The following is a 24,550-nucleotide window of genomic DNA, read 5'->3' on the forward strand; positions in this document are numbered from 1 at the left end:
GGCAGGGTATGCACCATCCCGACACCTCTGCGCCGGGATGGTGCAGGGGTTACTTGCCGAGCATGCCTTTGTCTTCGATAAAGGCGATGATATTTTGCAGGCCGTCGCCGCTTTTCAGGTTGGTGAAGCTCCACGGGCGTTCGCCGCGCATGCGCAGGGTATCGCGCTCCATCACTTCCAGAGACGCGCCCACGTACGGTGCAAGATCGGTTTTGTTGATCACCAGGAAGTCGGATTTGGTGATCCCCGGTCCGCCTTTGCGCGGGATCTTTTCCCCTTCCGCCACGTCGATGACGTAGATGGTGAGATCCGCCAGCTCCGGGCTGAAGGTGGCGCTCAGGTTATCGCCGCCGCTTTCTACAAAGATGAGATCGAGATTGCCGAATTTCTCGCTCAGCGCTTCCACCGCGGCAAGGTTCATCGACGCATCTTCCCGAATAGCGGTATGCGGGCAGCCGCCGGTTTCGACGCCGACAATTCGTTCAGGCTCCAGGGCGCCAGCCTCGGTGAGAATGCGCTGATCTTCTTTGGTGTAGATATCGTTGGTCACCACCGCCAGCTGCCAGGTGTCGCGCATGGCTTTGCAGAGGGCTTCCAGCAGCGCGGTTTTTCCGGAGCCGACCGGGCCGCCGACGCCGACGCGCAGCGGTTGCTTAATCATGTTCATACCTTCTCCTAAGAACGGAATAATCGGGAATACTGGGTTTCGTGCCGGGCGGAAGCGATAGCCGCAAGCGGCGTCGCCGAACCGATGGCGTCGTCCGGGGTCGCCAGGGCGCTGTCCATGTCCGCCGCGTAGCGGTCGCACAGGCGAAGAATCAACTGCTGGGCCGCCTGCTGGCCAAAGGGCACCAGCTTGACGCCCGCCATCACCGCGCTTTCAATCCAGCTATAGCCAAGGCTCAGGGCCAGGTCAGGAATGGCGATTTGCCAGCGTACGCCGAGCCACGCCATGCCGGTTAGCTGACTTTGCTGGCACAGCTTGCGCCACTCGGGCGGGCAGTCCGGCTGCCAGTCGGCCAGCAGCCGGGTGAAGGCCGCGCCGCGGTTGCGCTCTTCATCGCGCAGCTCGCGAGTTTCCCGGCAGGCGAGCAGATAAGCGGTCCAGCGCCGGGCGCAGGCCAGATCGCCCGCTTCGCAGGCCCGGTAGAGGCGGGCAAACAGCGGCAGGTCGACGGTAAAAAAGCTCTGCTCCATTTGGCGCAGCTGCCAGCGCTCAAAGGCGGCGGTATCCGCTACCCAGCCCGCTTCCACCGCCCACTCCAGCCCCTGGGACCAGCTGTAGCCGCCAACCGGGAGGCTGCTGCTGGCAAGCTGCATCAAGCGCAGACGTTTTTCCGGCGTCGGCATTTAGTGGCTGTGCTCACGATCGTGATGGTGGTGGTGATGGCCGTGCGATTCGCTGGCGTAGGCGCCGGCTTCCGGTTCAAACGGCAGATGCGCGAAATCCACGGCCAGGCCAAACTGGCGCAGCATATCGTCCAGGACGTGATCGTGATGATAGCGCAGCTCGCCGGGCATAATCTGTAGCGGCACGTGGCGATTGCCAAGGTGATAGCAGGCCTTCGCCAGCATAAAGGGGTCATCGCAGCGTACGACCGAAACGGCTTCATCAGCGGCGATCACTTCAATGAATTCGCTACCGTTTTCGTTACTGAGAATGTCGCCGCCGCGCAGCAGCAGACCGCGCGGCAGCAGCAGGCCCGCCTGACGGCCATCGTTAAGCGTGACTTTAATGCGGCTTTTTACCCGCACGTCAATCGGCAGGGTAACGCTGGCCGTGGCCTGCGCAGGGGTCTCCACCCGTTGGGTCAAATAAAGCATTTGCGCTCCTTAAAACAGGAAATAACGTTGCGCCATCGGTAACACGTCCGCCGGTTCGCTGGTTATCAGTTCGCCGTCGATGCGCACCTCGTAGGTTTGCGAATCCACGGTAATAGTGGGCAGCAGGCCGTTGTGGTGCATATCGCCTTTTTGTACCGTGCGGCAGCCTTTAACCACCGCCGTCGCGCTGTGCAGGTTCAGCTGTTCAGCGACGCCGTTTTCCGCCGCCGCCTGCGACAGAAAGGTCAAACGGCAGCGGTGGCGAGCGCTGCCCAGCGCGCCGAACATCGGGCGATAGTGCACCGGCTGCGGCGTCGGGATAGAGGCGTTGATGTCGCCCATCGGCGCCATCGCGATCATGCCGCCTTTGACGATCGTCGCCGGCTTCACGCCGAAGAACGCCGGGGACCACAGCACCAGATCCGCCAGTTTACCCACTTCAATCGAACCGACTTCATGGGCGATACCGTGGGTTAACGCCGGATTAATGGTGTACTTGGCGATATAGCGCTTCACGCGGAAGTTGTCGTTATCGCCGCTCTCTTCCGCCAGCGGGCCGCGCTGGACCTTCATCCGGTGCGCCACCTGCCAGGTGCGCAACACCACTTCGCCGACGCGCCCCATCGCCTGTGAATCAGACGAGGTGAGGGAGAAGGCGCCCAGATCGTGCAGGACGTCTTCCGCGGCAATGGTTTCCCGCCGAATGCGCGATTCGGCAAACGCCACGTCCTCGGCGATATCCGGGTCGAGATGATGGCAAACCATCAGCATATCCAGATGTTCGTCAATGGTGTTGACGGTATAGGGCAGCGTCGGGTTGGTTGACGAGGGCAGAATATTGGGGTGCGCGCAGGCGGTAATAATATCCGGCGCATGGCCGCCGCCCGCCCCTTCGGTATGGAAAGTATGGATAGTGCGCCCGCCGATGGCCGCCAGGGTATCCTCAACGAATCCGGACTCATTGAGGGTGTCGCTGTGCAGCGCGACCTGCACGTCCATTTCGTCGGCCACCGTCAGCGCGCAGTCGATTGCCGCCGGGGTCGCGCCCCAGTCTTCGTGAATCTTCAGGCCGATAACCCCGGCCGCGACCTGCTCACGCAGCGCATCCGGATTCGAACCATTGCCTTTACCCAGCAGGCCAATATTGACCGGCAGGCTGTCCGCGGCCTGCAGCATCCGCGAGATGTACCACGGCCCGGGCGTGCAGGTCGTGGCGTTGGTGCCCGCCGCCGGGCCGGTCCCGCCGCCGATCATGGTGGTGACGCCGGAGACCAGCGCCTCTTCCGCCTGCTGCGGACAGATCCAGTGAATATGCGTATCGACGCCGCCGGCGGTGACGATCTTGCCTTCCGCCGCAATAATTTCCGTGGCCGCGCCGATCGGGATCGTGACGTTGGGCTGAATATCCGGGTTACCGGCTTTGCCGATCGCGAAGATCCGCCCGTCTTTGACGCCGATGTCGGCTTTGACGATCCCCCAGTAATCGACGATCAGGGCATTTGTCAGCACCAGATCCACACACCCGGCGGAAAGCATCTGTCCCTGGCCCATACCGTCGCGGATCACTTTGCCACCGCCGAATTTGACCTCTTCGCCGTAGGTGGTCAAATCATCTTCGACCTCGATCCACAGCTCGGTGTCCGCCAGGCGAACTTTATCGCCGGTGGTGGGGCCGAACATGTCGGCATAGGCCTGACGTGAAATGTCACTCATCGTTTGCCTCCAGCGCGCCCATAACGTCTCCGCGGAAACCGTACACCGCGCGGGTTCCGGCCAGCGCCACCAGCTCCACCTCGCGCTTTTGGCCAGGTTCGAAGCGCACTGCGGTGCCGGCGGCGATATTCAGGCGATAGCCGGTCGCCTGCTGGCGATCGAACTTCAGCGCCGGGTTGACCTCGGCGAAGTGGTAATGCGAGCCGACCTGAATCGGCCGGTCGCCGTGATTTTCAACGATAATGCAGCAGGTGGCGCGGCCGACGTTAATCGCTATCTGGCCGGGTTTTACCTGATATTCTCCTGGGATCATCGCGCTACCTCAGATTATCGGGTTATGGACGGTAACCAGCTTCGAGCCGTCCGGGAAGGTGGCTTCGACCTGGATATCGGGGATCATTTCCGGCACGCCTTCCATGACCTGGTCGCGGCTCAGGACGTGGCGTCCTTCTTCCATCAGCGCCGCGACGCTTCTGCCATCGCGCGCGCCCTCCATAATAAAGGCGCTAATCAGGGCCACGGATTCGGGATAGTTGAGCTTCAGACCGCGGGCCAGGCGACGCTCCGCCACCAGCGCGGCGGTAAACAGCAACAGCTTGTCTTTTTCTCTGGGTGTCAGTTCCATAGCGTTCTCTTAAGTCAGCCAGATTCGGGGGAGTACCGGAGATTTGCCGGTCAGGTGCGGGCGCATAAATTGCCAGATATCGCGCATCGCCCGCTGGCAAAGCAGATTATCGTCACTTAGAAAGCGTACCGTCAGCAGACCGTCGGTGAGCGTCGCGCCGGCGTAGTTTGCCAGCGGCGTAAGTTTTTCGCGTACGCCTTCGAGCAGCGTTTCGTTCGCCGGGTAGAACAGCATCGTTCCCACCCACGGCTGCTGCGCGACGCAGGCCAGCTGTCCATCGGCCAGGCTCAGGCGCTCAATCAGCAGCGGAGAGCCGCCGACCCACACCTCCAGGCGATTGGCGAGCGCGCCGTGGCTAAAGGCTTCGCCGATGACCGGCCGGCCAAGGCACAGCAGGTCCCACGCCAGCAGCGTGCTGGAGGCGGCGAGATGAAAGGCGGTAGACAAAGCGGCGTTGGCGCCGGGAAAGAAGATCGCGTCCTGCGGCAGCCACTCGAGCGTTGAGTTTTCGGCCAGCGTCAGGGTTTGCTGAAGACGCGCCTGCGCGCCGCTGCTGCGATAGAACTTGCTGGCGCCGGGCATGGTGATCAGCGTGTGGCACCCGGGATCCATCGTCGCGCTAATGGTGAGCTCATCGCCGCCGACGATACCGCCGGGCGGATGAAGCAGATAGAGGTGACAGGTCTCTTCTTCGGGATAAAACGGGCGCTGAACGGTGAGGGGACCGACATGACGACGGGAGGCGAGCGTGGTTTTCCCGCCGAGAAATTGAAACTGGAGGTCCAGCGAGGCCTGCCAGCCTTTTTTATTCTGTGGTAACACGGTGCCGTGCAATGTCGCGCCCCTGCAAAATCAAGATAAAACAGCAGCGAAGAGTATTGATCGGGGGCCAATCATCCCGGTCATATGAAAAGCTTATGCCCGTCATACTTCGAGCCGCAGCCGCGTTGGCTACGGGCTACTCGGCCCATCCATGGGCCTCGCCCTGGCGGACCGTCGCAAGCGACGTTCAAATCTGCTCCCGGCAGATTTGTCGTTCGCCCGAATCACTTACTGGAGTAAGCTCATCGGGACTCACTCACTTGCCGCCTTGCCGCAACTCGAATTATTTAGGGCATAGAATTGTCATGCTTCGAGCCGCAGCCGCGTTGGTTTACTTTAATCACCTGGGGCTTACTTGCCGCGAAGTTGCGGCGCAGCAAAGGTTATTTCTGCTCCGGCGTTTTTTTCTTCTTTTTGAGCCGGGTCCAGATGCGGGTTTCCTGACGACGCCACAGACGCTGTATGTTGTCGTGATGGCGCAGCAGAATCAGGCATGACAGCATCGAAACCGGGAAAGTGTACTGCGGTTTGAACCACCAGACATAGAACGGCGCAATCAGCGCGCTCACGATAGCCCCCAGCGAGGAGTAGCCGCTGAGCAGAATCGTCAGCAGCCAGGTTCCGGCCATCACGCCGGTGAGATCCCAGCCGATAGGAGCAATGGCGCCGAAAGCGGTGGCCACGCCTTTACCGCCGCGAAAGTTAAAAAATACCGGCCAGATATGGCCCACGCAGGCGGCGATCGCCACCAGGCCGAGCCAGAACGGCGTCAGGCCTAACGCCCACGCGCCCCAGACCGGCAGCATGCCTTTCAGTACGTCAAAAATAAGCACCGCTACGGCTGCGCCCTTGCCGCCAATTCGCAGGACGTTCGTCGCCCCTGGATTGCCGGAGCCGCTGTCGCGAGGGTCGGGAAGGCCAGCGAGGCGGCAAACGAGAATGGCGCTGGAGATTGAGCCGCAGAGGTAGGCGAGGATAACCAGTCCAGGCGCGATTGCACTCATCAGCTGTTCCATTTTGAAAGTGTCGTTTTATCCCCTGCGCACTGCGCGTTGCCCGCGCATTGGCTCTCCGGGACCCATAGCGACGCTATGCTCCTGGAGCCTTGCCGCGTCGCTGTCTTCCTGCAACGCAAATTATTTAGGGGATGTCTTTGCATCTGTGGATAATACGCATAATTGGCCGGAAGTGGTATCCGGTTTAGCCAAAAAGCAGGCAGGTCGTGATGGATATTGTATTTATAGAGCAACTTTCGGTAATCACCACAATTGGTGTTTACGACTGGGAACAGACCATCGAACAGAAGCTGGTGTTCGATATCGAAATGGCGTGGGATAACCGCAAAGCGGCGGCCAGCGATGATGTCAGCGATTGTCTCAGCTATGCTGATATCAGCGAGCTGGTAATCAGCCACGTCGAAGGCGGGCGTTTTGCGCTGGTGGAACGCGTGGCGGAAGAAATTGCCGACCTGCTGCTGGAAAAGTTTCAATCTCCATGGGTACGTATTAAAGTCAGCAAACCTGGGGCGGTAGCCAGGGCGGCTAACGTCGGCGTCATTATTGAACGTGGCCTTAATCTGAAACAAAACTTTTCAGGTCATACTCGTTAAACAAATTGCGTTTATACCGGTCATAGAATCCGGCCATCAGGCTATTTTCTTTGCCGTTTTGCCCTGTGACAGCGCTCGAAATCCTTGCGTACAACCTGTACGCTCACTTTTCTGCGCGCTGTCTGTGGCCAAATAAGCACGCCTGATAGCTCGGTTCTTCGTTCCTGGTTTTTTTCATTTTACTTTTTAAAGGGTTTAATTGGATGAGCGATATACACTCGCTGCTGATAGCGGCAATATTGGGTGTGGTTGAGGGTTTGACAGAATTTTTACCTGTCTCCAGTACTGGTCATATGATTATTGTCGGTCATCTGCTGGGTTTTGAAGGCGATACCGCGAATACGTTTGAAGTCGTCATTCAGCTTGGTTCCATTCTGGCCGTTGTGGTGATGTTCTGGCGCCGCCTGTTTGGTCTTATCGGCATTCATTTTGGCAAAAAGCCCGAGCATGAAGGCCAGGGCAGCGGTCGCCTGTCGCTTATCCATATTCTTTTGGGGATGATCCCGGCGGTGGTGCTGGGGCTGATTTTCCACGATACCATCAAGTCGCTGTTTAACCCGATAAACGTGATGTATGCGCTGATTGTGGGCGGCGTGCTGCTGATCGCGGCGGAAGTGCTGAAGCCGAAACAGCCGCGCGCGGTGGGCATTGATGATATGACCTATCGTCAGGCGTTCGTCATCGGCTGCTTCCAGTGTCTGGCGCTGTGGCCGGGCTTCTCGCGTTCCGGGGCGACGATTTCCGGCGGGATGCTGATGGGCGTCAGCCGCTATGCGGCCTCTGAGTTCTCGTTCCTGCTGGCGGTGCCGATGATGATGGGCGCAACCGTACTGGATATGTACAAGAGCATTGGCTTCCTGAACGCCGGCGATATTCCGATGTTTGCCGTCGGTTTTATCACGGCGTTTATCGTCGCGCTGATTGCGATTAAAACCTTCCTGCAGCTGATTAAACGTATTTCGTTTATCCCGTTCGCCATCTACCGTTTTATCGTTGCGGCAGCGGTCTACGTGGTCTTCTTCTAAGCGCCCGCCCTCAGTCCCGCGGCTGAGGGCAACGCTTTTCTTTCCAGCGGGCGACGGCCTGAATCCGCCGACGCGTCAGCTCTTCACGAATTTCAACGCCCTGAAAACCTTCCGTCACCACCTCTTTAGTTGAAACCGACCGGGCAACGTCCCAGGCTTCCAGCAGCAGGCGACCCTGCGGATAATCGCAGGCTTCAAAGCCGGTGCGCCCGCGCACGTCGGCCTCGCTGGTTAACGCGATTTGCCTGACACGATGCGGCTTGCGCCAGGCGTCGATATTATCGAACAGCTTGACCAGCGTTTTCGGCTGCAGGATGGGCAGGGTATGAATCAGATCGTGAAATTCGGCGACCAGTTTTGCCAGGTCGCGCAGCTCGTTTGGCACCCGCAAACGGGCGCAGAGCTGCTCGACCAGCTTAACGCCAGCCGGACCGTGACCATGATGGCGCGGCCAGAGCGCTTTCGGCGTCAGCCCTTTCCCGAGGTCGTGGCATAGGGTGGCAAAACGGACATCCACTTCGGGCGAGAGCATCGCCGCCATGGTGACGGTCATCAGCGTATGCAGGCCAGTGTCGATTTCCGGGTGCCATTTAGCCGGGGCCGGTACGCCATAAAGAGCGTCGACTTCCGGGAACAGCACCTTGAGCGCGCGGCAGTCGCGTAATGTCTGGAAGAAGACCTGCGGATTGCGGGTAGAGAGGGCGCTTTCCGTCTCTTTCCATACCCGCTCAGGCGTGAGGTGCGCCAGTTCGCCGGCCTCGGCCATCGCGCGCATCAGCGCCATGGTTTCATCGGCGATGCGGAACCCCAGATGCGCATAGCGGGCGGCAAAACGCGCCACGCGCAGGACGCGTAGCGGGTCCTCGCTAAAGGCGGGCGAGACGTGACGCAGCAGGCGCTGGCGTAAATCAGCCTGGCCGCCGTAGGGATCGATAATCTGGCCGTCGACGTCCTGGGCCAGCGCGTTGATCGTCAGATCGCGGCGCAGCAGGTCTTGCTCAAGGGTGACGTCAGCGGCGGCATAGCAGGTAAAGCCGGTGTAGCCGGAGCCGGACTTGCGCTCGGTGCGCGCCAGCGCATACTCTTCGCGGCTTTGCGGATGCAGGAACACGGGAAAATCACGGCCTACCTGCTGGTAGCCCGCGTCGAGAAGTTGCTGAGGCGTGGCGCCAACCACGACCCAATCTTTGTCTTTAACCGGTAGCCTTAATAACGCATCTCGTACTGCACCACCGACCAGATAAACCTTCACGCCTCACTCTCCCGTCTTTATTTTCTTACGATGATACGTAAGTCTGGCAGAGAAGACGAATTAGTTCATCCAGCGGTCTTTGCGTTTGCGGCTCGGTACCAGGTGCGGCAACACCAGTCCGAGGATCAGGCCGACGCCCAGCACGCCGCCGCCGTACATAAACCACTGCATGATAATGGTGCGCTGTTTGTCATCAAGCTGCAGATTTGCGGCGTTTACCTTTTTCTGCGCGACAACCAGCTCATTTTTCAGCTTTTGGTTCTCTTCTTTCAGACCGTTTATCACGGCGTCGCTACCGGCGACTTTCTTCTGCATGTCCGCCGTGCGCTGATTCCAGGTGGTGTCGATGTTGTTGAGTTTGTCGGTCAGGGTTTTGACCTGGTTTTCCAGATCCGGCACGCGGGTGCGCAGGCTGGGCTCGTTGCTCAGCTCTTTTAAGGGGATCCAGGCGGTACGGCCGCTGTTGTCGCGTACCTGAGCATAGTTCGTGCTGTCGTTGGTTTGCAGCACCGCGACTTCTTCACCGGCGTTGATGGTGCCCACGAGACGATAGTTATCGCCCGGACCGCTGCGCACCCAGGTATTCAGTTCATCTGAAACGTAACGTTTTTCTTCCGCGTGGACCGCCGTGGCGGCGCTCAGCGCCAGCAAAGTCAATGTAATAAGGCGTAATTTTGGCATCAGGTCATCGTTTGGTCATAAAAAGTTGAACGATAGTAGTGGCATCGCCGAAGCGACGCAAAGTTTTCCGCCACAATCGGAATCATCCAGGAGGTGGCCCGGCAAAATGCGCATTGCATGGCGATTCGCCGCAAAATACTATTTACTGACAAGAAATATCGTTGTTAGTTCGCCGCAATTTCCCGGCACAGCATATAAGCGGAAGAATTCAGTCATGGCTCAAGAAATCGAATTAAAGTTTATCGTCGCTCAGGATGGCGTTGACGCGCTGCGTCAGCACCTCAACGCGCTGGAGGCAAAGCATACGCCAGCGGGTCAATTGCTGAATATTTACTATGAAACGGCGGATAACTGGCTGCGCCGCCACGACATGGGGCTGCGCATTCGCGGCGACCAGGGGCGCTATGAAATGACGCTGAAAATTGCCGGGCGCGTCGTCGGCGGCCTGCATCAGCGTCCGGAATACAACATTCCTCTGGACACCCCGGAGCTGGCGCTGGAGAAACTGCCGGCTGAGGTCTGGCCGCAGGGGGAACTGCCGGCGGCGCTCGCACAGAACGTACAGCCGCTTTTCAGCACCGATTTTGAGCGTGAAAGATGGGTGGTCAAAGAAGGCGACAGCGAAATTGAAATCGCGCTTGACCGCGGCGAAGTTAAAGCCGGCGAGCATCAGGAACCGATTTGTGAACTGGAGCTGGAACTGCTGTCCGGTACTACCCAGGACATTCTGACCCTTGCCCGTCGCCTGCTGGATACCGGCGTACTGCGTCAGGGCAGCCTGAGCAAGGCGGCGCGCGGTTATCATCTGGCGCAGGGCAATGAAGAACGTCCGCTGACCGCGTTAACGATCCTTCGCGTCGCGCCGAAGGCCAGCGTCGAGCAGGGTCTGGAAGCGGCGCTGGAAAGCGCGCTGGCGCACTGGCTGTATCATGATGAACTCCTCAATCGCGGCAATGCAAAAGCGAAAGCGGAGATTTTGCACGCTATCGCCCGCGTGCGGCACGCGCTGGTGCTGTTTGGCGGTATTGTCCCGCGCAAGGCCACCACGCTGCTGCGTGAGCGTCTGAGCGAAGCTGAGGCGGCGCTGGCGGAGGCCGAAACCGCCCAGGCGGCGCTTTTCAGCGTGGCGACCGTCAGAGCCAAGCTGACGCTCACCGATCTGTTGATAAACCGCGGCTGGCGTCCCTTCCTGAACGCAGCCGGAGAGCAGAAAATTGCCGGTTCGTTTAAACGCTTCGCGGATATTCAGCTCTCCAGAGCGGCGGCGGAGCTGAAAAACGCCTTCCGCCAGCCGTCCGCTGACGGTTATGTCGATCAGCTTCCGCGCCTGACCCGTGAAATTGACACCGTTCAGCTGCTATCCGGAGCTTATATCGACGCTGCCGCGCCGTGGCTGGAAAACTGGCAAGAAACCCGCCGGGCGATTGCGCATAACGACAGCAGCGTCATCGAATATTTTCGTCGCCAGGCGCTGGCCGCGGAGCCGTTCTGGCTGCATAGTGGAAAACGATAATTTTCAGGCCAGGGAGCCCCTAAGATGCCGCTTTCTTCGCAATTACAGCAGCACTGGCAGACGGTCGCAGACCGGCTACCAGCGGATTTTCCCGTATCGACGTTGAGCGATCGGGCGCAATCGGTCATGGCCTTTAGCGATTTCGTCGAACAGAGTCTGATCGCGCAGCCGCAGTGGCTGGCAGAGCTTGAAAGTGCGCCCCCCGAGGCGCAGGAGTGGCATCACTATGCCGACTGGCTGCAGGTTCGCCTGGCCGAGGTCAATGATGAAGCCGCGCTGATGCGCGAGCTGCGCCAGTTTCGCCGTCGGATCATGGTGCGTATCGCCTGGGCCCAGGCGCTATCGCTGGTCAGCGAAGAGAGCAGCCTGCAGCAGCTAAGCGCGCTGGCGGAGACCTTAATCGTCGCCGCGCGCGACTGGCTATACGCCGCCTGCTGCCGTGAATGGGGCACTCCGTGTAATGCTGAAGGTACGCCGCAGCCGCTGCTGATCCTCGGGATGGGCAAGCTCGGCGGCGGCGAGCTGAATTTCTCCTCCGACATCGATCTGATTTTCGCCTGGCCGGAGCATGGCGCCACGCGCGGCGGCCGTCGCGAGCTGGACAACGCCCAGTTTTTTACCCGCCTCGGGCAGCGCCTGATTAAGGTGCTGGATCAGCCCACCCAGGATGGCTTTGTCTACCGCGTTGATATGCGCCTGCGCCCGTTTGGCGACAGCGGCCCGCTGGTGCTGAGCTTTGCCGCGCTGGAGGATTATTACCAGGAGCAGGGGCGCGACTGGGAGCGCTACGCGATGGTGAAAGCGCGAATCATGGGCGATAACGATGGCGTTTACGCCAGCGAGCTGCGCGCCATGCTGCGGCCGTTTGTCTTCCGCCGCTATATTGATTTCAGCGTGATTCAGTCTCTGCGTAACATGAAGGGAATGATCGCCCGTGAGGTGCGCCGTCGGGGACTGAAGGACAATATCAAGCTCGGCGCGGGCGGCATCCGCGAAGTGGAGTTTATCGTCCAGGTCTTCCAGCTGATTCGCGGCGGACGCGAACCGATGCTGCAACAGCGGGCTTTGCTGCCGACGCTGGCCGCCATCGAAGAGCTGCACCTGCTGCCGGAAGGGGATGCGCAGAGGCTGCGCGAAGCCTATCTGTTTTTGCGTCGCCTGGAAAACCTGCTGCAAAGCATCAACGACGAGCAGACGCAAACCCTGCCGCAGGATGAACTTAATCGCGCACGGCTGGCCTGGGGGATGGGGGCTGCCGACTGGGATACGCTCAGCGCGCGGCTGGCGGAGCAGATGGCCAACGTGCGGCGCGTGTTTAATGAATTGATCGGCGACGATGAAACCCAGTCGCCGGATGAACAGCTTGAAGAGTACTGGCGCGAACTGTGGCAGGACGCGCTGCAGGAGGATGATACCAGCCCGGCGCTGGCGCATCTCGCCGACAGCGATCGCTGCAGCGTGCTGGCGCTGATCGCCGATTTTCGTAAAGAGCTGGACCGGCGCACAATTGGCCCGCGCGGCCGTCAGGTACTCGACCAGCTCATGCCGCATCTGCTCAGCGAAATCTGCTCGCGCGCGGATGCCCCGGTGCCGCTGGCGCGCATTACGCCGCTGCTCACCGGGATTGTCACCCGCACAACCTATCTGGAGCTGCTGAGCGAATTCCCCGGCGCGCTAAAGCACCTGATTAGCCTGTGCGCGGCGTCGCCGATGGTCGCCAGCCAGCTGGCTCGCCATCCGCTGCTGCTGGACGAGCTGCTGGACCCGAATACGCTTTATCAACCGACGGCCACCGATGCCTATCGCGATGAACTGCGGCAGTATCTGCTGCGCGTACCGGAAGATGATGAAGAGCAGCAGCTGGAGGCGCTACGCCAGTTTAAGCAGGCGCAGCTGCTGCATATCGCCGCGGCCGATATCGCCGGAACTCTGCCGGTGATGAAAGTGAGCGATCACTTAACCTGGCTGGCGGAGGCGATGATTGACGCGGTGGTCCAGCAGGCCTGGCTGCAGATGGTGGCCCGCTACGGGCAGCCGACGCACCTGCACGATCGCCAGGGGCGCGGTTTTGCGGTGGTTGGCTACGGTAAGCTGGGGGGCTGGGAGCTGGGCTACAGTTCCGATCTCGATCTGGTGTTCCTCCACGATTGTCCGATGGAGGTGATGACCGACGGCGAGCGCGAAATCGACGGTCGTCAGTTTTATCTGCGGCTGGCGCAGCGCATCATGCATCTTTTCAGCACTCGCACCTCGTCGGGCATTCTGTACGAAGTGGACGCTCGCTTACGTCCTTCTGGTGCGGCGGGCATGCTGGTGACCACCGCCGATGCCTTTGCTGATTATCAACAAAATGAGGCATGGACCTGGGAGCATCAGGCGCTGGTTCGCGCCCGCGTAGTGTATGGCGATCCTGAGCTACAGGCGCGCTTTGACGCCATTCGTCGGGATATTCTTACTACCCCGCGAGAAGGCGAAAAACTGCAGACCGAAGTGCGGGAAATGCGCGAAAAAATGCGCGCTCACCTGGGGAATAAGCATCACGATCGCTTTGATATTAAAGCCGATGCCGGGGGTATCACGGATATTGAATTTATTACCCAGTATCTGGTCCTACGCTATGCCAGTGATAAACCGAAGCTCACGCGCTGGTCCGATAACGTCCGTATTCTGGAACTGCTGGCGCAGAACGACATTATGGACGAGGCAGAGGCGAGGGCGTTAACTCACGCTTACACCACGCTGCGCGATGCGCTCCATCACCTGGCGCTGCAGGAGCAGCCGGGGAACGTGGCGCCAGAAGCGTTTAGCCAGGAGCGTGAACAGGTCAGCGCCAGCTGGCAGAAGTGGTTGATGGCTTAACTAAAAAACCGGGTGTGCTATTATCGCGCGCAAAGTTTGCGTCTCGCAGGAGAGAGGAATGAAAGTAACGCTGCCAGAGTTTGAACGTGCAGGAGTGTTGGTGGTTGGCGATGTGATGCTGGACCGCTACTGGTATGGTCCCACCAGCCGTATTTCGCCGGAAGCGCCGGTGCCGGTGGTGAAGGTGGAAAATATCGAAGAACGTCCTGGCGGCGCGGCAAACGTGGCGATGAACATTGCGTCGCTCGGCGCGACCTCTCGTCTGGTTGGCCTGACCGGGATTGACGATGCCGCCCGCGCGTTAAGCAAGGCGCTGGCGGACGTCAACGTGAAGTGCGACTTTGTGTCCGTCCCGACCCATCCGACGATTACCAAACTGCGCGTGCTGTCGCGCAACCAGCAACTGATTCGTCTCGATTTTGAAGAGGGTTTCTCCGGCGTCGATCCGCAGCCGATGCACGAGCGTATTCAGCAGGCGCTGAGCTCCATTGGCGCGCTGGTACTGTCTGATTACGCCAAAGGCGCGCTGACCAGCGTCCAGACCATGATTAAGCTGGCTCGCGACGCGGGCGTTCCGGTGCTTATCGACCCGAAGGGCACGGATTTTGAACGCTATCGCGGCGCCACCCTGCTGACGCCTAACCTCTCAGAATTTGAGGCGGTCGCGGGTAAATGTAAGGATGAAGAAGAGATCGTTGAGCGTGGGATGAAAATCATCGCCGATTTTGACCTCTCGGCGCTGCTGGTGACCCGTTCCGAGCAGGGGATGACGCTGCTGCAGCCGGGGCGACCGCCGCTGCATATGCCCACTCAGGCCCAGGAAGTCTATGATGTTACCGGTGCGGGTGATACGGTCATCGGCGTGCTGGCGGCGACGCTGGCCTCCGGCAATACTCTGGAAGAGGCCTGCTACTTTGCCAACGCGGCGGCGGGCGTCGTGGTCGGTAAACTCGGTACCTCTACCGTTTCGCCTATCGAACTGGAGAACGCGGTGCGCGGGCGCTCCGAGACCGGTTTTGGCGTGATGAGCGAAGAAGAGCTGAAGCTGGCGGTTGCCGCGGCGCGCAAGCGCGGCGAGAAAGTGGTGATGACCAACGGCGTGTTCGACATTTTACACGCGGGCCATGTTTCCTACCTGGCTAACGCGCGCAAGCTGGGCGATCGGCTGATCGTTGCGGTGAACAGCGACGCGTCAACCCGGCGTCTGAAAGGCGACTCTCGCCCGGTCAACCCGCTGGATCAGCGGATGATCGTGCTGGGCGCGCTGGAAGCCGTCGATTGGGTGGTCTCTTTTGAAGAGGATACCCCGCAGCGTCTGATTGCCGGAATTCTGCCGGATCTGCTGGTAAAAGGCGGCGACTATAAGCCGGAACAGATCGCCGGTAGCGAAGAAGTCTGGGCAAACGGCGGCGAGGTGCTGGTGCTCAACTTTGAAGATGGCTGCTCGACGACCAACATCATCAAGAAGATCCAGAAAGATAACAAACAGTAATGTTTTCTCTTCGCACCGTAGCGGCGGTATGTCCGGAATTATCGCGCTAACCGAGGCGTAACCGGCGATAACGCTGCAAAACAGGACAAAAGAGGCCCGCGATCGCCTAATCGCGGGCCTCTTTTTATTTAATGACGGCATAAATGATTTGGCTCAACAAATCGCCATTTGAGGCGCATTTTTCGTACAAAAAAAGCTAAGGTAAGGATAAATACTGAAGTCAGTAAAAAGCATATGACCAATCAGAACACCAACGGCTGAAGGAGTATGCGTATGAAGAAAAACGATATGTATTTAATGAAGAATTTTGATTTTCTGGCCCAGAGCTTCGCCAGAATGAACGCACAAGGTCAGCCCGTCGATCTTCAGGCCATTGTTGGTAATATGGATGAAGCGCATCGCGAATGGTTTTGTCAACGCTATGAACTTTACTGCCGCCAGGCGAATAAAACCATGACGCCAGAAGCGGAGCTGGAGCACTAATCTACTTACCGCAGTACAGATACGACAACGGGCCTGACGGCCCGTTGCTTGTTTTACGGCTTCTCTTCGACGTCCGGCGCGCTCGGCGAACGGTTTTCCAGATCGTTAAGACGCTGCTCCAGAAGCGCCAGCTTTTCACGCGTGCGCAACAGCACCTGCGTCTGCACGTCGAACTCTTCGCGGCTTACCAGGTCCAGGCGAGTTAACTGCGACTGGAGCACCTGACGGATTTTTTTCTCCACGTCTTCCCCCAGATCGCGGAGCCCCTTCGGCATTGATTCATGAACCTGACGGGCGATTTGTTCAATTTTTTTCGGGTCAATCATGGTGGTTTCCTGCTCTGGTCGGTTATCCGCTCATTGTAGTGCGATCGTCGGCGCCTATAAACCATAAATGTTTGAAGCTTATGCATTGCCGACGATAGTCAATAGCGTTATAGTTGCTTTGCTTATTCTCAGGGCGGGGCGAAATTCCCCACCGGCGGTAAATCAACCATAGCGTTGAAAGCCCGCGAGCGCTTTCTGCGAATGCAGAAAGGTCAGCAGATCCGGTGTAATTCCGGGGCCGACGGTTAGAGTCCGGATGGGAGAGAGTAACGGCTCAGTCGGGTTTGTACCCGCTTGCGTTGACTTTTGCCGCTAAACCGGCGCTCCTAAGACTGCCCTGATTCTGGTAACCATACAATTAATGAGGTTTTTTTTACCATGAATCAGACGCTACTTTCCTCTTTTGGTACCGCTTTTGAACGTGTAGAACGTGCTCTGGATGCACTGCGCGAAGGCCGCGGTGTGATGGTGCTTGACGATGAAGACCGTGAAAACGAAGGCGATATGATTTTCGCCGCTGAAACCATGACCGTTGAGCAGATGGCGCTGACCATTCGCCACGGTAGCGGCATTGTCTGCCTGTGCCTGACGGAAGATCGCCGTAAACAGCTCGACCTGCCAATGATGGTTGAGAACAACACCAGCGCCTACGGTACCGGTTTTACCGTGACCATCGAAGCCGCTGAAGGCGTGACCACCGGCGTTTCCGCCGCTGACCGCGTGACCACCGTGCGCGCGGCAATTGCCGATGGCGCGAAGCCGTCCGACCTGAACCGCCCTGGACACGTTTTCCCGCTGCGCGCGCAGCCGGGCGGGGTTCTGACCCGCGGCGGCCATACTGAAGCAACCATCGATCTGGTCACGCTGGCTGGCCTCAAACCGGCGGGCGTACTGTGTGAACTGACCAACGACGACGGCTCTATGGCGCGTGCGCCGCAGTGCATCGAGTTTGCTCAGCAGCACAATATGGAAGTGGTCACGATTGAAGATTTAGTGGCCTACCGTCGCGAACACGAGCGTAAAGCCAGCTGATTGCAGTCGTTGCGCTAAAAAAATGATAAGGCCGGGGTATCCCGGCTTTATTGTTGAGTAGCTCCTGAAGAAAGCTACTGATAGTTAATCTTTATAATGACATCTTTGCTGAAAGGCCCTTCCACAAGGCTTTTTGTTGGATGCTTCGTCAACTCTGCAATGTAGTCATGGGTTACCGTCGTAGCGCTACCTGGACTATAGGTTGCAAAATTTTGATATTGATTATACACGATATCGCTGCTAATTGTTTTGTCGTTAATGCGCATCAGAAGACCATTTCCCATATCCAGATGAGTATTATCGTATAGCGTATCATTAGTATAAAAGCTGGTTTTGACATCAAATTTCTCGGTGCATCCCAACGCTTCATTTTTAATAGTGGATATGCTAAATGGCTTCCTGGCTGGTTCTTTTAATATAACATTGTCAGATATTTGACCGAAGTCGATAATTTGTGATTCGGGGTGAATTTTAATATCAACGCTACAATCTAAAAAATGAATATTTGAAAGCCCATTAATATCATAGTGCAAGTTTTTTGCAGTCGCCAGCTGGTTGATTCCTCCAGAACCATCGAAGGCTAATACGGTGACCGCAGGGAAAGTATACTCTATCTGTGAAGGTGGAATCGCTTTTAGCTTAACGTATAAGCGAAAACGAGCGGAAAATGTCGTGTTTTTCTGGATTGTATGACCATTACATGCTTTATGCGTATATGAATAATCGAAGTCATTCATTTGATCAAGGCATGCTCCGGTATTGATTTTTGTATTCGGTATATCGTAATCCACGCCATTATAGGTTACACCAAATGCCAGATAAGGATTATTGATAATCAGGCTATCGGTGTTATGGAAACTGTCGAGAATATAAGCATAAACGTTTTCTGACCAGGACGATTTGGGATCTTTGTTGTTGTGGGTGGCTTCATCACAATAAACGGTTACGGTCATATCTCCGCTTTCCCAGATTTTTTTGCCAACAGGTGCGTCTGCAGGTACGGTAAATGAAGGCAGTGTTGTAGTAACCAGATGTTGTCCACCGTTGTTATTTTGATAACAATCGATTGCCCAGGATGATGATGAAAAAAGGCAAATCAGCAAAGTAAAAAAAATAAATGTTTTTTTCATCATTAGCCCCTTTTCGCCGGTTCAGACTGACATACCATTTGTACCGAATTACAGCTGACTTTAAACATATTCAGCCCGCCGTAATCACCAATAAAGCCCACCTGGAAATTAGCCGGCAGGTCTTTAATCTCCTGCGACGCCTGGCCAAACGGTTCAGCCATCATGCTGGATGTTTTCGGCAGCAGCGTTTTGCCATTCGTGCCGATATAACCCACGGTGACAAAGTAGGGGGAGTTATTCTTTAACGTTAACCCGCTGGCCGTGCGGCTAATGTCAAATTTGCCGGTCAGATTCACCTGTCCGTTCTTCACTTCGACAGCCTTTGGTCGCCAGAAAATTTTAATACGGCTCTGCATGGCGATTTGCATGACGTTTTTCTGTTCCGAGCGTGGCGGAATCTCGCGCACGTTGAAATAAAACAGCGATTCCCTGTCTGCCGGAAGCTGCGTCAACGTTGGCTGAGGAATCAGGCGAACCTGAACTTGCTCACCCGCCTCCAGGCGCACCATTGGCGGAACGGCAGTAATATAGTTTCGGGATTTTTTATTATCCTTGTCCTCAATCCAGGATTGAGCAAGGAAAGGGGTCGTTGTGCTCTGGTTGGTCAACCGCACGGAGACGCTCTTATCCGACTGGTTAAGAATAATGCGGGTTCGGTCGGGCGATACGGCGGCATTTACCGCAAAGCTGGTACCCAACAGACAGAATAGTCCTTTCGCAAACGCGTTAATTTTCATCATCATTCATCCTGAATTAATGTGCGGGCTTACATGGTAAAATAATGGCCTGACCATCGAGGTTGCTATGGTTAGGCGGTGTCAAATCACACACGTTGTCGTTCCATTTTAGCGTCAGGATGCTGTTTTCCTGTATTCCGCTCAGGTATACAAAGCCGTCATCAGCGACTAAACCTATATCGCGACCGGTTGCTTTGTCGGTTACGGTCACGCCCAGCGGTGGATAGCGTCCGTCTTCCAGGCGGATGACGCCGATGATCTGATAGCCTTTGGTCGCGCTCAGGGGCATATAGCCAATAGCGCCTTCGGTCAGCGTGGTGCGGATTACCGAGTTGGTTACATCCACGCCATCCGGCAGGTTGTTGTTGTTCACCATCACCATCGCCGTTGTGTAGTTACCCACTGACGGAACCACGGAAATACCAAACATATTGGTCATACTACGATGATTGTTTACCTCAACACCGGCTATTCCATCCGCATCCACCATGACGCGAGAACTGTTGCCAGTGTTGTAATCATGTAATGCCGCACCGTAACGGGTTGCCGTGAACGAGCCGTTCCAGCCAGCGCTGAGCGAGCGATAGCTGCTTGGCTTCACGCTACCGTTTACATTCAACCGGCCATAGGGTGAATAGTGCTGATAGTATCCGCGCATGGCCGCTTCGCCATCGCCAAACTCTTTATCTGTGCCTGAAACGGACATATTCCACGGGTTATTACGATCTGAACCATCGTACCAGGTTGCCGTTTGCGTCGTTGCGTCGTCGCCATAGCGCTGCAGGCTGTACATAATATTGCGATTATTTTCCAGCGGCAGGGTGAGTGAAAAGTAATATTGATTCTCTTCATCATCATTCCAGCGCACGCGGCTCATCGCCAATGAAGCTGAAATATTTTTAAACGCACCAATATCAAAGCTCCGGCTCAGAGAAAACGAGTAGTTCGTATTGGTTTCACTGTTCCAGTAGGTATTACGTGTGACACTCAGATAGGTATTTAGCTCCAGCGGCGCAACGAACTGATTAAAGGAGAGCACATAGCTCTCTTTCTCATTGGAGCTGGAGTCGGAGCCATCGCGCGAGCTGATATATTCGCTCATCGTGACGTACTCTTTATCTGAGAACCGGTAACCCGCGAAGGTTACCTGACTGTTTGTTTCTTCAAAACGTTTGGCATAGTTAGCGCGATAGCTGAAGCCGCGCTGTTTACCTTGATCGTCATTACGTAGATTAGCCTCGGCGCGGGTAATATCAAGGGAGAATGAGCCAAAACGGTTAAGGTTAAAGCCAACCCCACCGGTTGCCGCCTGATAGTCATCGGCGGTGACGATAGCGCCGCCGTAGAGAGAAACATCACTCAACCAGCCCCAGGAAGCCTCCCCGGTCCAGAAAAGGGGGTTATTCACATCATTGTGGGTCGTTGATGTGGGTTTACCCACTGAACTTTTATAACGTACCTGCCCTTTACGCGTCAGGTAAGGGATAGAGGCGGAACCAACCTGGAACGTACTTTTGCGTCCGTCTTCTTCCTCGATCGTTACATCCAGCTGCCCCTGCAAGGTTGTGCCCAGATCGGCGATGGTGAATGGCCCGGGGGAGACGGTCGTTTGATAGAGCGTGCGGCTGTTTTGCGTAACGGTGACTTTAGCGTTGGTCTGCGCGATGCCGCTTATTTGCGGCGCATAGCCGCGTAAATCCGGCGGCAGCATTTGTTCATCACTTTCCAGAGAGGCGCCGGTAAAGTGAAAAGTATCGTAGAGGCCTGAGCTCAGGTCGTACTGGCCCATCGTGAATTTTGACGCCAGGGACGGAATCGGGCGGAATAAATAGGTACGCGGCAGGCTGCTGCTGGTACCCGTTGATTTCCGCTCAGTAAACGATTGATCGTACTGATAATCGCTACGTAAGCGCCATGCACCGAGGTTGAAACCCAGTGTGCCATATGAGTTGACGCTCTGGTTGCTGTCGCCGTGGCTCGGCGTGTACTGGCTGGCGTAAAGGTTATAATCCAGCATAAGCCCCGCGATACCGTCGTCCCAGTACTCCGGCGGCGTCCAGTTTTTAGCCTGATATTTCATCCATGCCTGGGGTACGGTTAACGTCAGTACCATGTTCGCTTTATCCAGACGAATAATCAGCTCTGGCTGATGGCTGAGATCGAGACAGCCTTTTTGATTCCACATTTGTAGCGGTTCAATAAACGCATCGGCAAAGCCGAACTCTGCCAGGCGCTCTTTAGTGAGGCAAAGCTGAGATCCGCTTTCGTTATCAGCTTTTATCCACTCCAGGTGATAGGCTTTTGGTAAGGTATTTTTGTTGATCTGTACGCGTGCTACATAGGTGCCGACAGGAATATAGCCTTTTTTTTCAAATTGCGAGAGATCGATGTTTTTCCTGTCCTCAGCATCAATCATATCGGTATTGAATTCTATTGCATAAAGCGGCATTGATAGTGATGCGGTAAAACATACTGAGTAAAGGGTATGCTTTATTAAAAGGAATAACTTTCCTGGCATTAAACCGCTATGAATAATAGTGCGCATAAAATCCGTTTCTTTTAATAAAATAGACCAGGAAAGCCGGTGAATCCATCACCGGCTTGAATCGATAAAAATTAAGCGAAAGCGATAATTATTTATAAGCCAGGACGTAGTTTGCCTGAGCGTAAACATCACCCTCGGTTGCATTTTTACCTTTAGATTCCATGCGGGCGTGGAAGTCCAGGTTCTGAGTCGGGTTGGTATCGGTAAACACTACCGGCACTGCGGATCCCAGGGTTACGGTGTTGTAACCTGCGTCCATAATACGTACGCCAACGCCGGTAGCGCCGCCGTAGTTGCTTTCTTTGGTATTTACCATCAGGCTGGCGTCATTGCTGTCGACGTTGGCAGAAGTGAAGGTCACGTTCACTTTATCCGTTGTCGTTTTCACGCCTTTATCATCCGTTGTGCTCAGAATACAGTCGCGCAGTTTGATAGAGAAATCTGCAGGCTGAGAGTACTGGCCGCCGTTCAGTACGCTATCGGCAACCTGGCCGAGATCGACATCAATCTGAGAGCTTTCCGGTGTCACAGAGCAAGGGGCGGTAATAACGGTACCGGAGAAGGTGACAATACCGTGGCCCTGATCTTCAGCGCTGGCATTAAAAGCAGTCGCAGAAAAAACAGCGGTAGTGACAACAGCGAGCAGCGTTTTTTTAAACATGGAATATAGTCCTTTATAGATGATCAATATTAAATATGAGGTTTGCGACAACTGGTATGGGATTGGGTTTGCTTGAATTAATATTAATTCAACGCGTAAAAACTATCATGCTGCTCACTGTTACGCATGTTAATTGTAATTAAAGGTAACTCGCAGTTTTCCTTAATGTATGCATTTTAGTGCGCTTTTTTTAGGATTTTTCGCAATGTAATATCTCTTTTGACGGTGGCTTTACCTGTATTGATTGTTGATGTGAATAAATTTCGTTTGATACCCACAGAATTAATGTCAAATTAATGCCAAAGCAATGAGGGCGAATGCTGTGAAAAGGCTATTTACGCATGGTCTTAATTGACTAAAGGTTAAATTTAATACCTGTTCTCAATTCATCATTAATGATGAATTCATGTAATGAATTGACAAGTGAAATAATGGGGGCATTGACTCAGCCAATGCCCACCGTTTGCAAAACCACCAGGCTTAATCCCATCACTGACATCCCGCACAGCACGCCATAGCTCGGGTTGCTTTGTGGATCGAGCTCTTTCGCCAGCGGCATAAGCTCATCAACCGACAGCGCAATCATGATTCCGGCAACCGCGGCCATAACGGCACCCATCATCACCGGGGATATCGCGCTGCCCAGCACCAGCCAGGCCAGCACGCCGCCGAAGATTTCCGCCATGCCGGAAAGACCCGCCCAGAACACCGCTTTACTTCTGGAGCCCGTGGCGGCATATACCGGTCCGGCTACCGCCAGTCCTTCCGGGATGTTGTGTAGTGCAACGGCTAACGCGACCCCCATGCCCAGCTCGAGATTATTGCTGGCCGTCACGAAGGTCGCAATGCCCTCGGGGAAGTTATGCAGGCTGATGCCTAAGGTCAGCAAAATCGCCGTACGGCGCAGGTTGCGCGGGCGGGAAATGCCGGGAGACATCAGATCCTGCGGGTGGGCGTGAGGCAGCATGCGGTCAAGCGCAAAGTAGCCCAGAAGGCCGATAATAAACATGCCGTAGCCGAGCAGGGGGGACATGCCTTCGGTAGCCAGCGCGGCGGGCAGCATCTCCATCAACGAAATCAACAGCATGATCCCGGCGGCGAATCCCAGTAAGCGATTCGAGGGTTTCTGCCCGATAACGCCGAAAATGGCGCCAATAAAGGTAGCGCTCCCTGCCAGCAGGGTCAAAATGACGGGTGAGGACAACATTCACCTCCTTATGAAAATAATTCTTATTAAGAGTATCCTGATCCATTGACGATCGCGAGCGCGCGGATTCACTCTTTACCGCCGCTTACATTCAAATTTTCTGACGATCATCATCATGCTTATCTGAGTTTATCCTCCATAGAAAGAGCGTAATGTAAATACATCAACTTTCTTAATAAAGGATATCACTATGTCCCGTACCCGCATGCCCGCGCTGTTTTTAGGTCACGGTAGCCCGATGAACGTGCTGGAAGATAACATCTATACTCGCGCCTGGCGGCATCTGGGCGAGACGCTGGCGCGGCCTAAAGCCATTGTGGTGATCTCCGCGCACTGGTTCACTCGCGGTACAGGAGTGACCGCGATGGAGGCGCCGAAAACGATTCATGATTTTGGCGGTTTTCCCCAGGCGCTCTACGATACGCATTATCCGGCGCCGGGTTCGCCTGAGCTGGCCCAGCGTCTGGTCGAGCTGCTGGCGCCGGTGCCGGTGACGCTGGATAAAGAAGCCTGGGGCTTTGACCATGGTTCCTGGGGCGTGTTGATTAAAATGTATCCCGATGCTGATATTCCGATGGTACAGCTGAGTATTGATAGTACGAAGCCCGCGGCATGGCATTTCGAAATGGGGCGTAAGCTGGCTCAGCTGCGCGATGAGGGCATTATGCTGGTGGCAAGCGGCAACGTGGTGCATAACCTGCGTACCGCACGCTGGCACGGCGAAAATACACCTTATCCCTGGGCGGCGTCGTTTAATGACTACGTGAAGGCGAACCTGGACTGGAAAGGTCCCGTAGCGGAACATCCGTTGGTGAATTACCTGGCGCATGAAGGCGGATCGTTATCGAACCCGACGGCCGATCACTTTCTGCCGCTGTTGTACGTGCTGGCCGCCTGGGACGGTGAAGAGCCGATTACGATCCCGGTTGAAGGAATGGAAATGGGCTCCCTGAGCATGCTGTCGGTGGTCATTGGCGCCTGAAAATAGATAAACCCCGGCAGTAAACAATGCCG

The 24,550-nt window shown here is 56.1% G+C and carries 24 protein-coding genes, 1 pseudogene and 1 riboswitch; of the genes and pseudogenes, 9 read left to right on the forward strand and 16 right to left on the reverse strand.

Annotated features, from left to right (window positions below; genetic code table 11):
- Nucleotides 1-49: 49 nt before the first annotated feature.
- From ureG to JLG71_RS03480, 7 genes are read right to left on the reverse strand one after another with little or no spacing between them, the layout of a single operon-like run.
- Nucleotides 50-667 carry an urease accessory protein UreG gene (gene ureG / locus JLG71_RS03450; RefSeq protein WP_004105899.1) on the reverse strand — a complete coding sequence of 206 codons (618 nt, stop codon included), beginning with the start codon at nt 665-667 and terminating at the stop codon, nt 50-52.
- A gap of 8 nt (nt 668-675) precedes the next feature.
- Nucleotides 676-1,350 carry an urease accessory protein UreF gene (locus JLG71_RS03455; protein ID WP_014226895.1) on the reverse strand — a complete coding sequence of 225 codons (675 nt, stop codon included), beginning with the start codon at nt 1,348-1,350 and terminating at the stop codon, nt 676-678.
- Nucleotides 1,351-1,824, reverse strand: coding sequence for an urease accessory protein UreE (gene ureE / locus JLG71_RS03460; protein WP_032692886.1), 474 nt, complete (start codon nt 1,822-1,824; stop codon nt 1,351-1,353).
- A 9-nt stretch (nt 1,825-1,833) separates the two neighbouring features.
- Nucleotides 1,834-3,537, reverse strand: coding sequence for an urease subunit alpha (gene ureC / locus JLG71_RS03465; protein ID WP_200913976.1), 1,704 nt, complete (start codon nt 3,535-3,537; stop codon nt 1,834-1,836).
- A complete protein-coding gene (locus JLG71_RS03470) occupies nt 3,530-3,850 on the reverse strand; it encodes an urease subunit beta (RefSeq protein WP_014226892.1) in 321 nt (106 codons plus the stop codon). The genes ureC and JLG71_RS03470 overlap by 8 nt, the downstream gene beginning before the upstream one ends.
- Before the next feature lie 9 nt (nt 3,851-3,859).
- Nucleotides 3,860-4,162 carry an urease subunit gamma gene (locus JLG71_RS03475; protein ID WP_025105909.1) on the reverse strand — a complete coding sequence of 101 codons (303 nt, stop codon included), beginning with the start codon at nt 4,160-4,162 and terminating at the stop codon, nt 3,860-3,862.
- Nucleotides 4,163-4,171: 9 nt separating this feature from the next.
- Nucleotides 4,172-4,996 carry an urease accessory protein UreD gene (locus tag JLG71_RS03480; protein ID WP_048260458.1) on the reverse strand — a complete coding sequence of 275 codons (825 nt, stop codon included), beginning with the start codon at nt 4,994-4,996 and terminating at the stop codon, nt 4,172-4,174.
- Here JLG71_RS03480 and JLG71_RS28325 point away from each other — a divergent pair.
- Nucleotides 4,986-5,069, forward strand: a pseudogene (locus JLG71_RS28325) (short-chain dehydrogenase); the annotation flags it as partial. The gene JLG71_RS03480 and the pseudogene JLG71_RS28325 sit on opposite strands and share 11 nt — an antisense overlap.
- Nucleotides 5,070-5,367: 298 nt before the next feature.
- On the opposite strand, the gene plsY reads toward JLG71_RS28325, so the two are convergent.
- Nucleotides 5,368-5,988: a glycerol-3-phosphate 1-O-acyltransferase PlsY gene (gene plsY / locus JLG71_RS03485; protein ID WP_004854283.1), complete on the reverse strand. Its 621-nt coding sequence runs from the start codon at nt 5,986-5,988 to the stop codon at nt 5,368-5,370.
- A gap of 221 nt (nt 5,989-6,209) precedes the next feature.
- Between plsY and folB the strand changes: the two genes are divergently transcribed.
- Nucleotides 6,210-6,593, forward strand: a complete 384-nt coding sequence (folB, locus tag JLG71_RS03490) for a bifunctional dihydroneopterin aldolase/7,8-dihydroneopterin epimerase (protein ID WP_014226889.1) — start codon at nt 6,210-6,212, stop codon at nt 6,591-6,593.
- Between the two features lie 203 nt (nt 6,594-6,796).
- Complete coding sequence (gene bacA / locus JLG71_RS03495) at nt 6,797-7,618, forward strand: undecaprenyl-diphosphate phosphatase (RefSeq protein ID WP_004854277.1); 822 nt, start codon at nt 6,797-6,799, stop codon at nt 7,616-7,618.
- Between the two features lie 10 nt (nt 7,619-7,628).
- Here the strand turns inward: bacA and JLG71_RS03500 are convergent, their stop codons facing one another.
- Nucleotides 7,629-8,870 (reverse strand): multifunctional CCA addition/repair protein, encoded by a 1,242-nt coding sequence (locus JLG71_RS03500; RefSeq protein ID WP_122117493.1) that lies wholly within the window; start codon nt 8,868-8,870, stop codon nt 7,629-7,631.
- Nucleotides 8,871-8,930: 60 nt separating this feature from the next.
- Nucleotides 8,931-9,551: a TIGR04211 family SH3 domain-containing protein gene (locus tag JLG71_RS03505; RefSeq protein WP_014226886.1), complete on the reverse strand. Its 621-nt coding sequence runs from the start codon at nt 9,549-9,551 to the stop codon at nt 8,931-8,933.
- Nucleotides 9,552-9,765: 214 nt separating this feature from the next.
- Here JLG71_RS03505 and JLG71_RS03510 point away from each other — a divergent pair, with 214 nt between their 5' ends.
- The 4 genes from JLG71_RS03510 to glgS all read left to right on the forward strand — a co-directional run bounded on the left by JLG71_RS03510 (nt 9,766) and on the right by glgS (nt 15,898).
- A complete protein-coding gene (locus JLG71_RS03510) occupies nt 9,766-11,064 on the forward strand; it encodes a CYTH domain-containing protein (RefSeq protein WP_014226885.1) in 1,299 nt (432 codons plus the stop codon).
- Nucleotides 11,065-11,088: 24 nt separating this feature from the next.
- Nucleotides 11,089-13,923: a bifunctional [glutamate--ammonia ligase]-adenylyl-L-tyrosine phosphorylase/[glutamate--ammonia-ligase] adenylyltransferase gene (gene glnE, locus JLG71_RS03515; protein WP_200913977.1), complete on the forward strand. Its 2,835-nt coding sequence runs from the start codon at nt 11,089-11,091 to the stop codon at nt 13,921-13,923.
- A gap of 58 nt (nt 13,924-13,981) precedes the next feature.
- Nucleotides 13,982-15,415 carry a bifunctional D-glycero-beta-D-manno-heptose-7-phosphate kinase/D-glycero-beta-D-manno-heptose 1-phosphate adenylyltransferase HldE gene (gene hldE / locus JLG71_RS03520; RefSeq protein ID WP_014226884.1) on the forward strand — a complete coding sequence of 478 codons (1,434 nt, stop codon included), beginning with the start codon at nt 13,982-13,984 and terminating at the stop codon, nt 15,413-15,415.
- 273 nt (nt 15,416-15,688) lie between these two features.
- Complete coding sequence (gene glgS / locus JLG71_RS03525) at nt 15,689-15,898, forward strand: cell surface composition regulator GlgS (protein ID WP_004854266.1); 210 nt, start codon at nt 15,689-15,691, stop codon at nt 15,896-15,898.
- A 53-nt stretch (nt 15,899-15,951) separates the two neighbouring features.
- Here the strand turns inward: glgS and ubiK are convergent, their stop codons facing one another.
- Nucleotides 15,952-16,224: a ubiquinone biosynthesis accessory factor UbiK gene (gene ubiK, locus JLG71_RS03530; RefSeq protein WP_025105914.1), complete on the reverse strand. Its 273-nt coding sequence runs from the start codon at nt 16,222-16,224 to the stop codon at nt 15,952-15,954.
- Between the two features lie 120 nt (nt 16,225-16,344).
- Nucleotides 16,345-16,496: riboswitch (FMN riboswitch) on the forward strand.
- 106 nt (nt 16,497-16,602) lie between these two features.
- Between ubiK and ribB the strand changes: the two genes are divergently transcribed.
- A complete protein-coding gene (ribB, locus tag JLG71_RS03535) occupies nt 16,603-17,256 on the forward strand; it encodes a 3,4-dihydroxy-2-butanone-4-phosphate synthase (protein ID WP_004854262.1) in 654 nt (217 codons plus the stop codon).
- Nucleotides 17,257-17,330: 74 nt separating this feature from the next.
- Here the strand turns inward: ribB and JLG71_RS03540 are convergent, their stop codons facing one another.
- The 5 genes from JLG71_RS03540 to zupT form a co-directional block, all read right to left on the reverse strand.
- Entirely contained in the window at nt 17,331-18,386 is a 1,056-nt protein-coding gene (locus JLG71_RS03540; RefSeq protein WP_200914301.1) for a pilus assembly protein, read from the reverse strand.
- A 2-nt stretch (nt 18,387-18,388) separates the two neighbouring features.
- Nucleotides 18,389-19,126: a fimbrial biogenesis chaperone gene (locus JLG71_RS03545; protein ID WP_200914302.1), complete on the reverse strand. Its 738-nt coding sequence runs from the start codon at nt 19,124-19,126 to the stop codon at nt 18,389-18,391.
- A 13-nt stretch (nt 19,127-19,139) separates the two neighbouring features.
- On the reverse strand, nt 19,140-21,668 hold the full coding sequence (locus JLG71_RS03550; RefSeq protein WP_116279844.1) for a fimbria/pilus outer membrane usher protein: 2,529 nt from the start codon (nt 21,666-21,668) through the stop codon (nt 19,140-19,142).
- An 88-nt stretch (nt 21,669-21,756) separates the two neighbouring features.
- Nucleotides 21,757-22,329, reverse strand: coding sequence for a fimbrial-like protein (locus tag JLG71_RS03555; protein WP_032751300.1), 573 nt, complete (start codon nt 22,327-22,329; stop codon nt 21,757-21,759).
- A gap of 445 nt (nt 22,330-22,774) precedes the next feature.
- On the reverse strand, nt 22,775-23,533 hold the full coding sequence (gene zupT / locus JLG71_RS03560) for a zinc transporter ZupT (RefSeq protein ID WP_186006836.1): 759 nt from the start codon (nt 23,531-23,533) through the stop codon (nt 22,775-22,777).
- 193 nt (nt 23,534-23,726) lie between these two features.
- Between zupT and ygiD the strand changes: the two genes are divergently transcribed.
- On the forward strand, nt 23,727-24,518 hold the full coding sequence (ygiD, locus tag JLG71_RS03565) for a 4,5-DOPA-extradiol-dioxygenase (RefSeq protein ID WP_186006433.1): 792 nt from the start codon (nt 23,727-23,729) through the stop codon (nt 24,516-24,518).
- Nucleotides 24,519-24,550: the final 32 nt, after the last annotated feature.

This window comes from Klebsiella michiganensis, from assembly GCF_015139575.1.
In the GTDB taxonomy this organism is placed as follows: domain Bacteria; phylum Pseudomonadota; class Gammaproteobacteria; order Enterobacterales; family Enterobacteriaceae; genus Klebsiella; species Klebsiella michiganensis.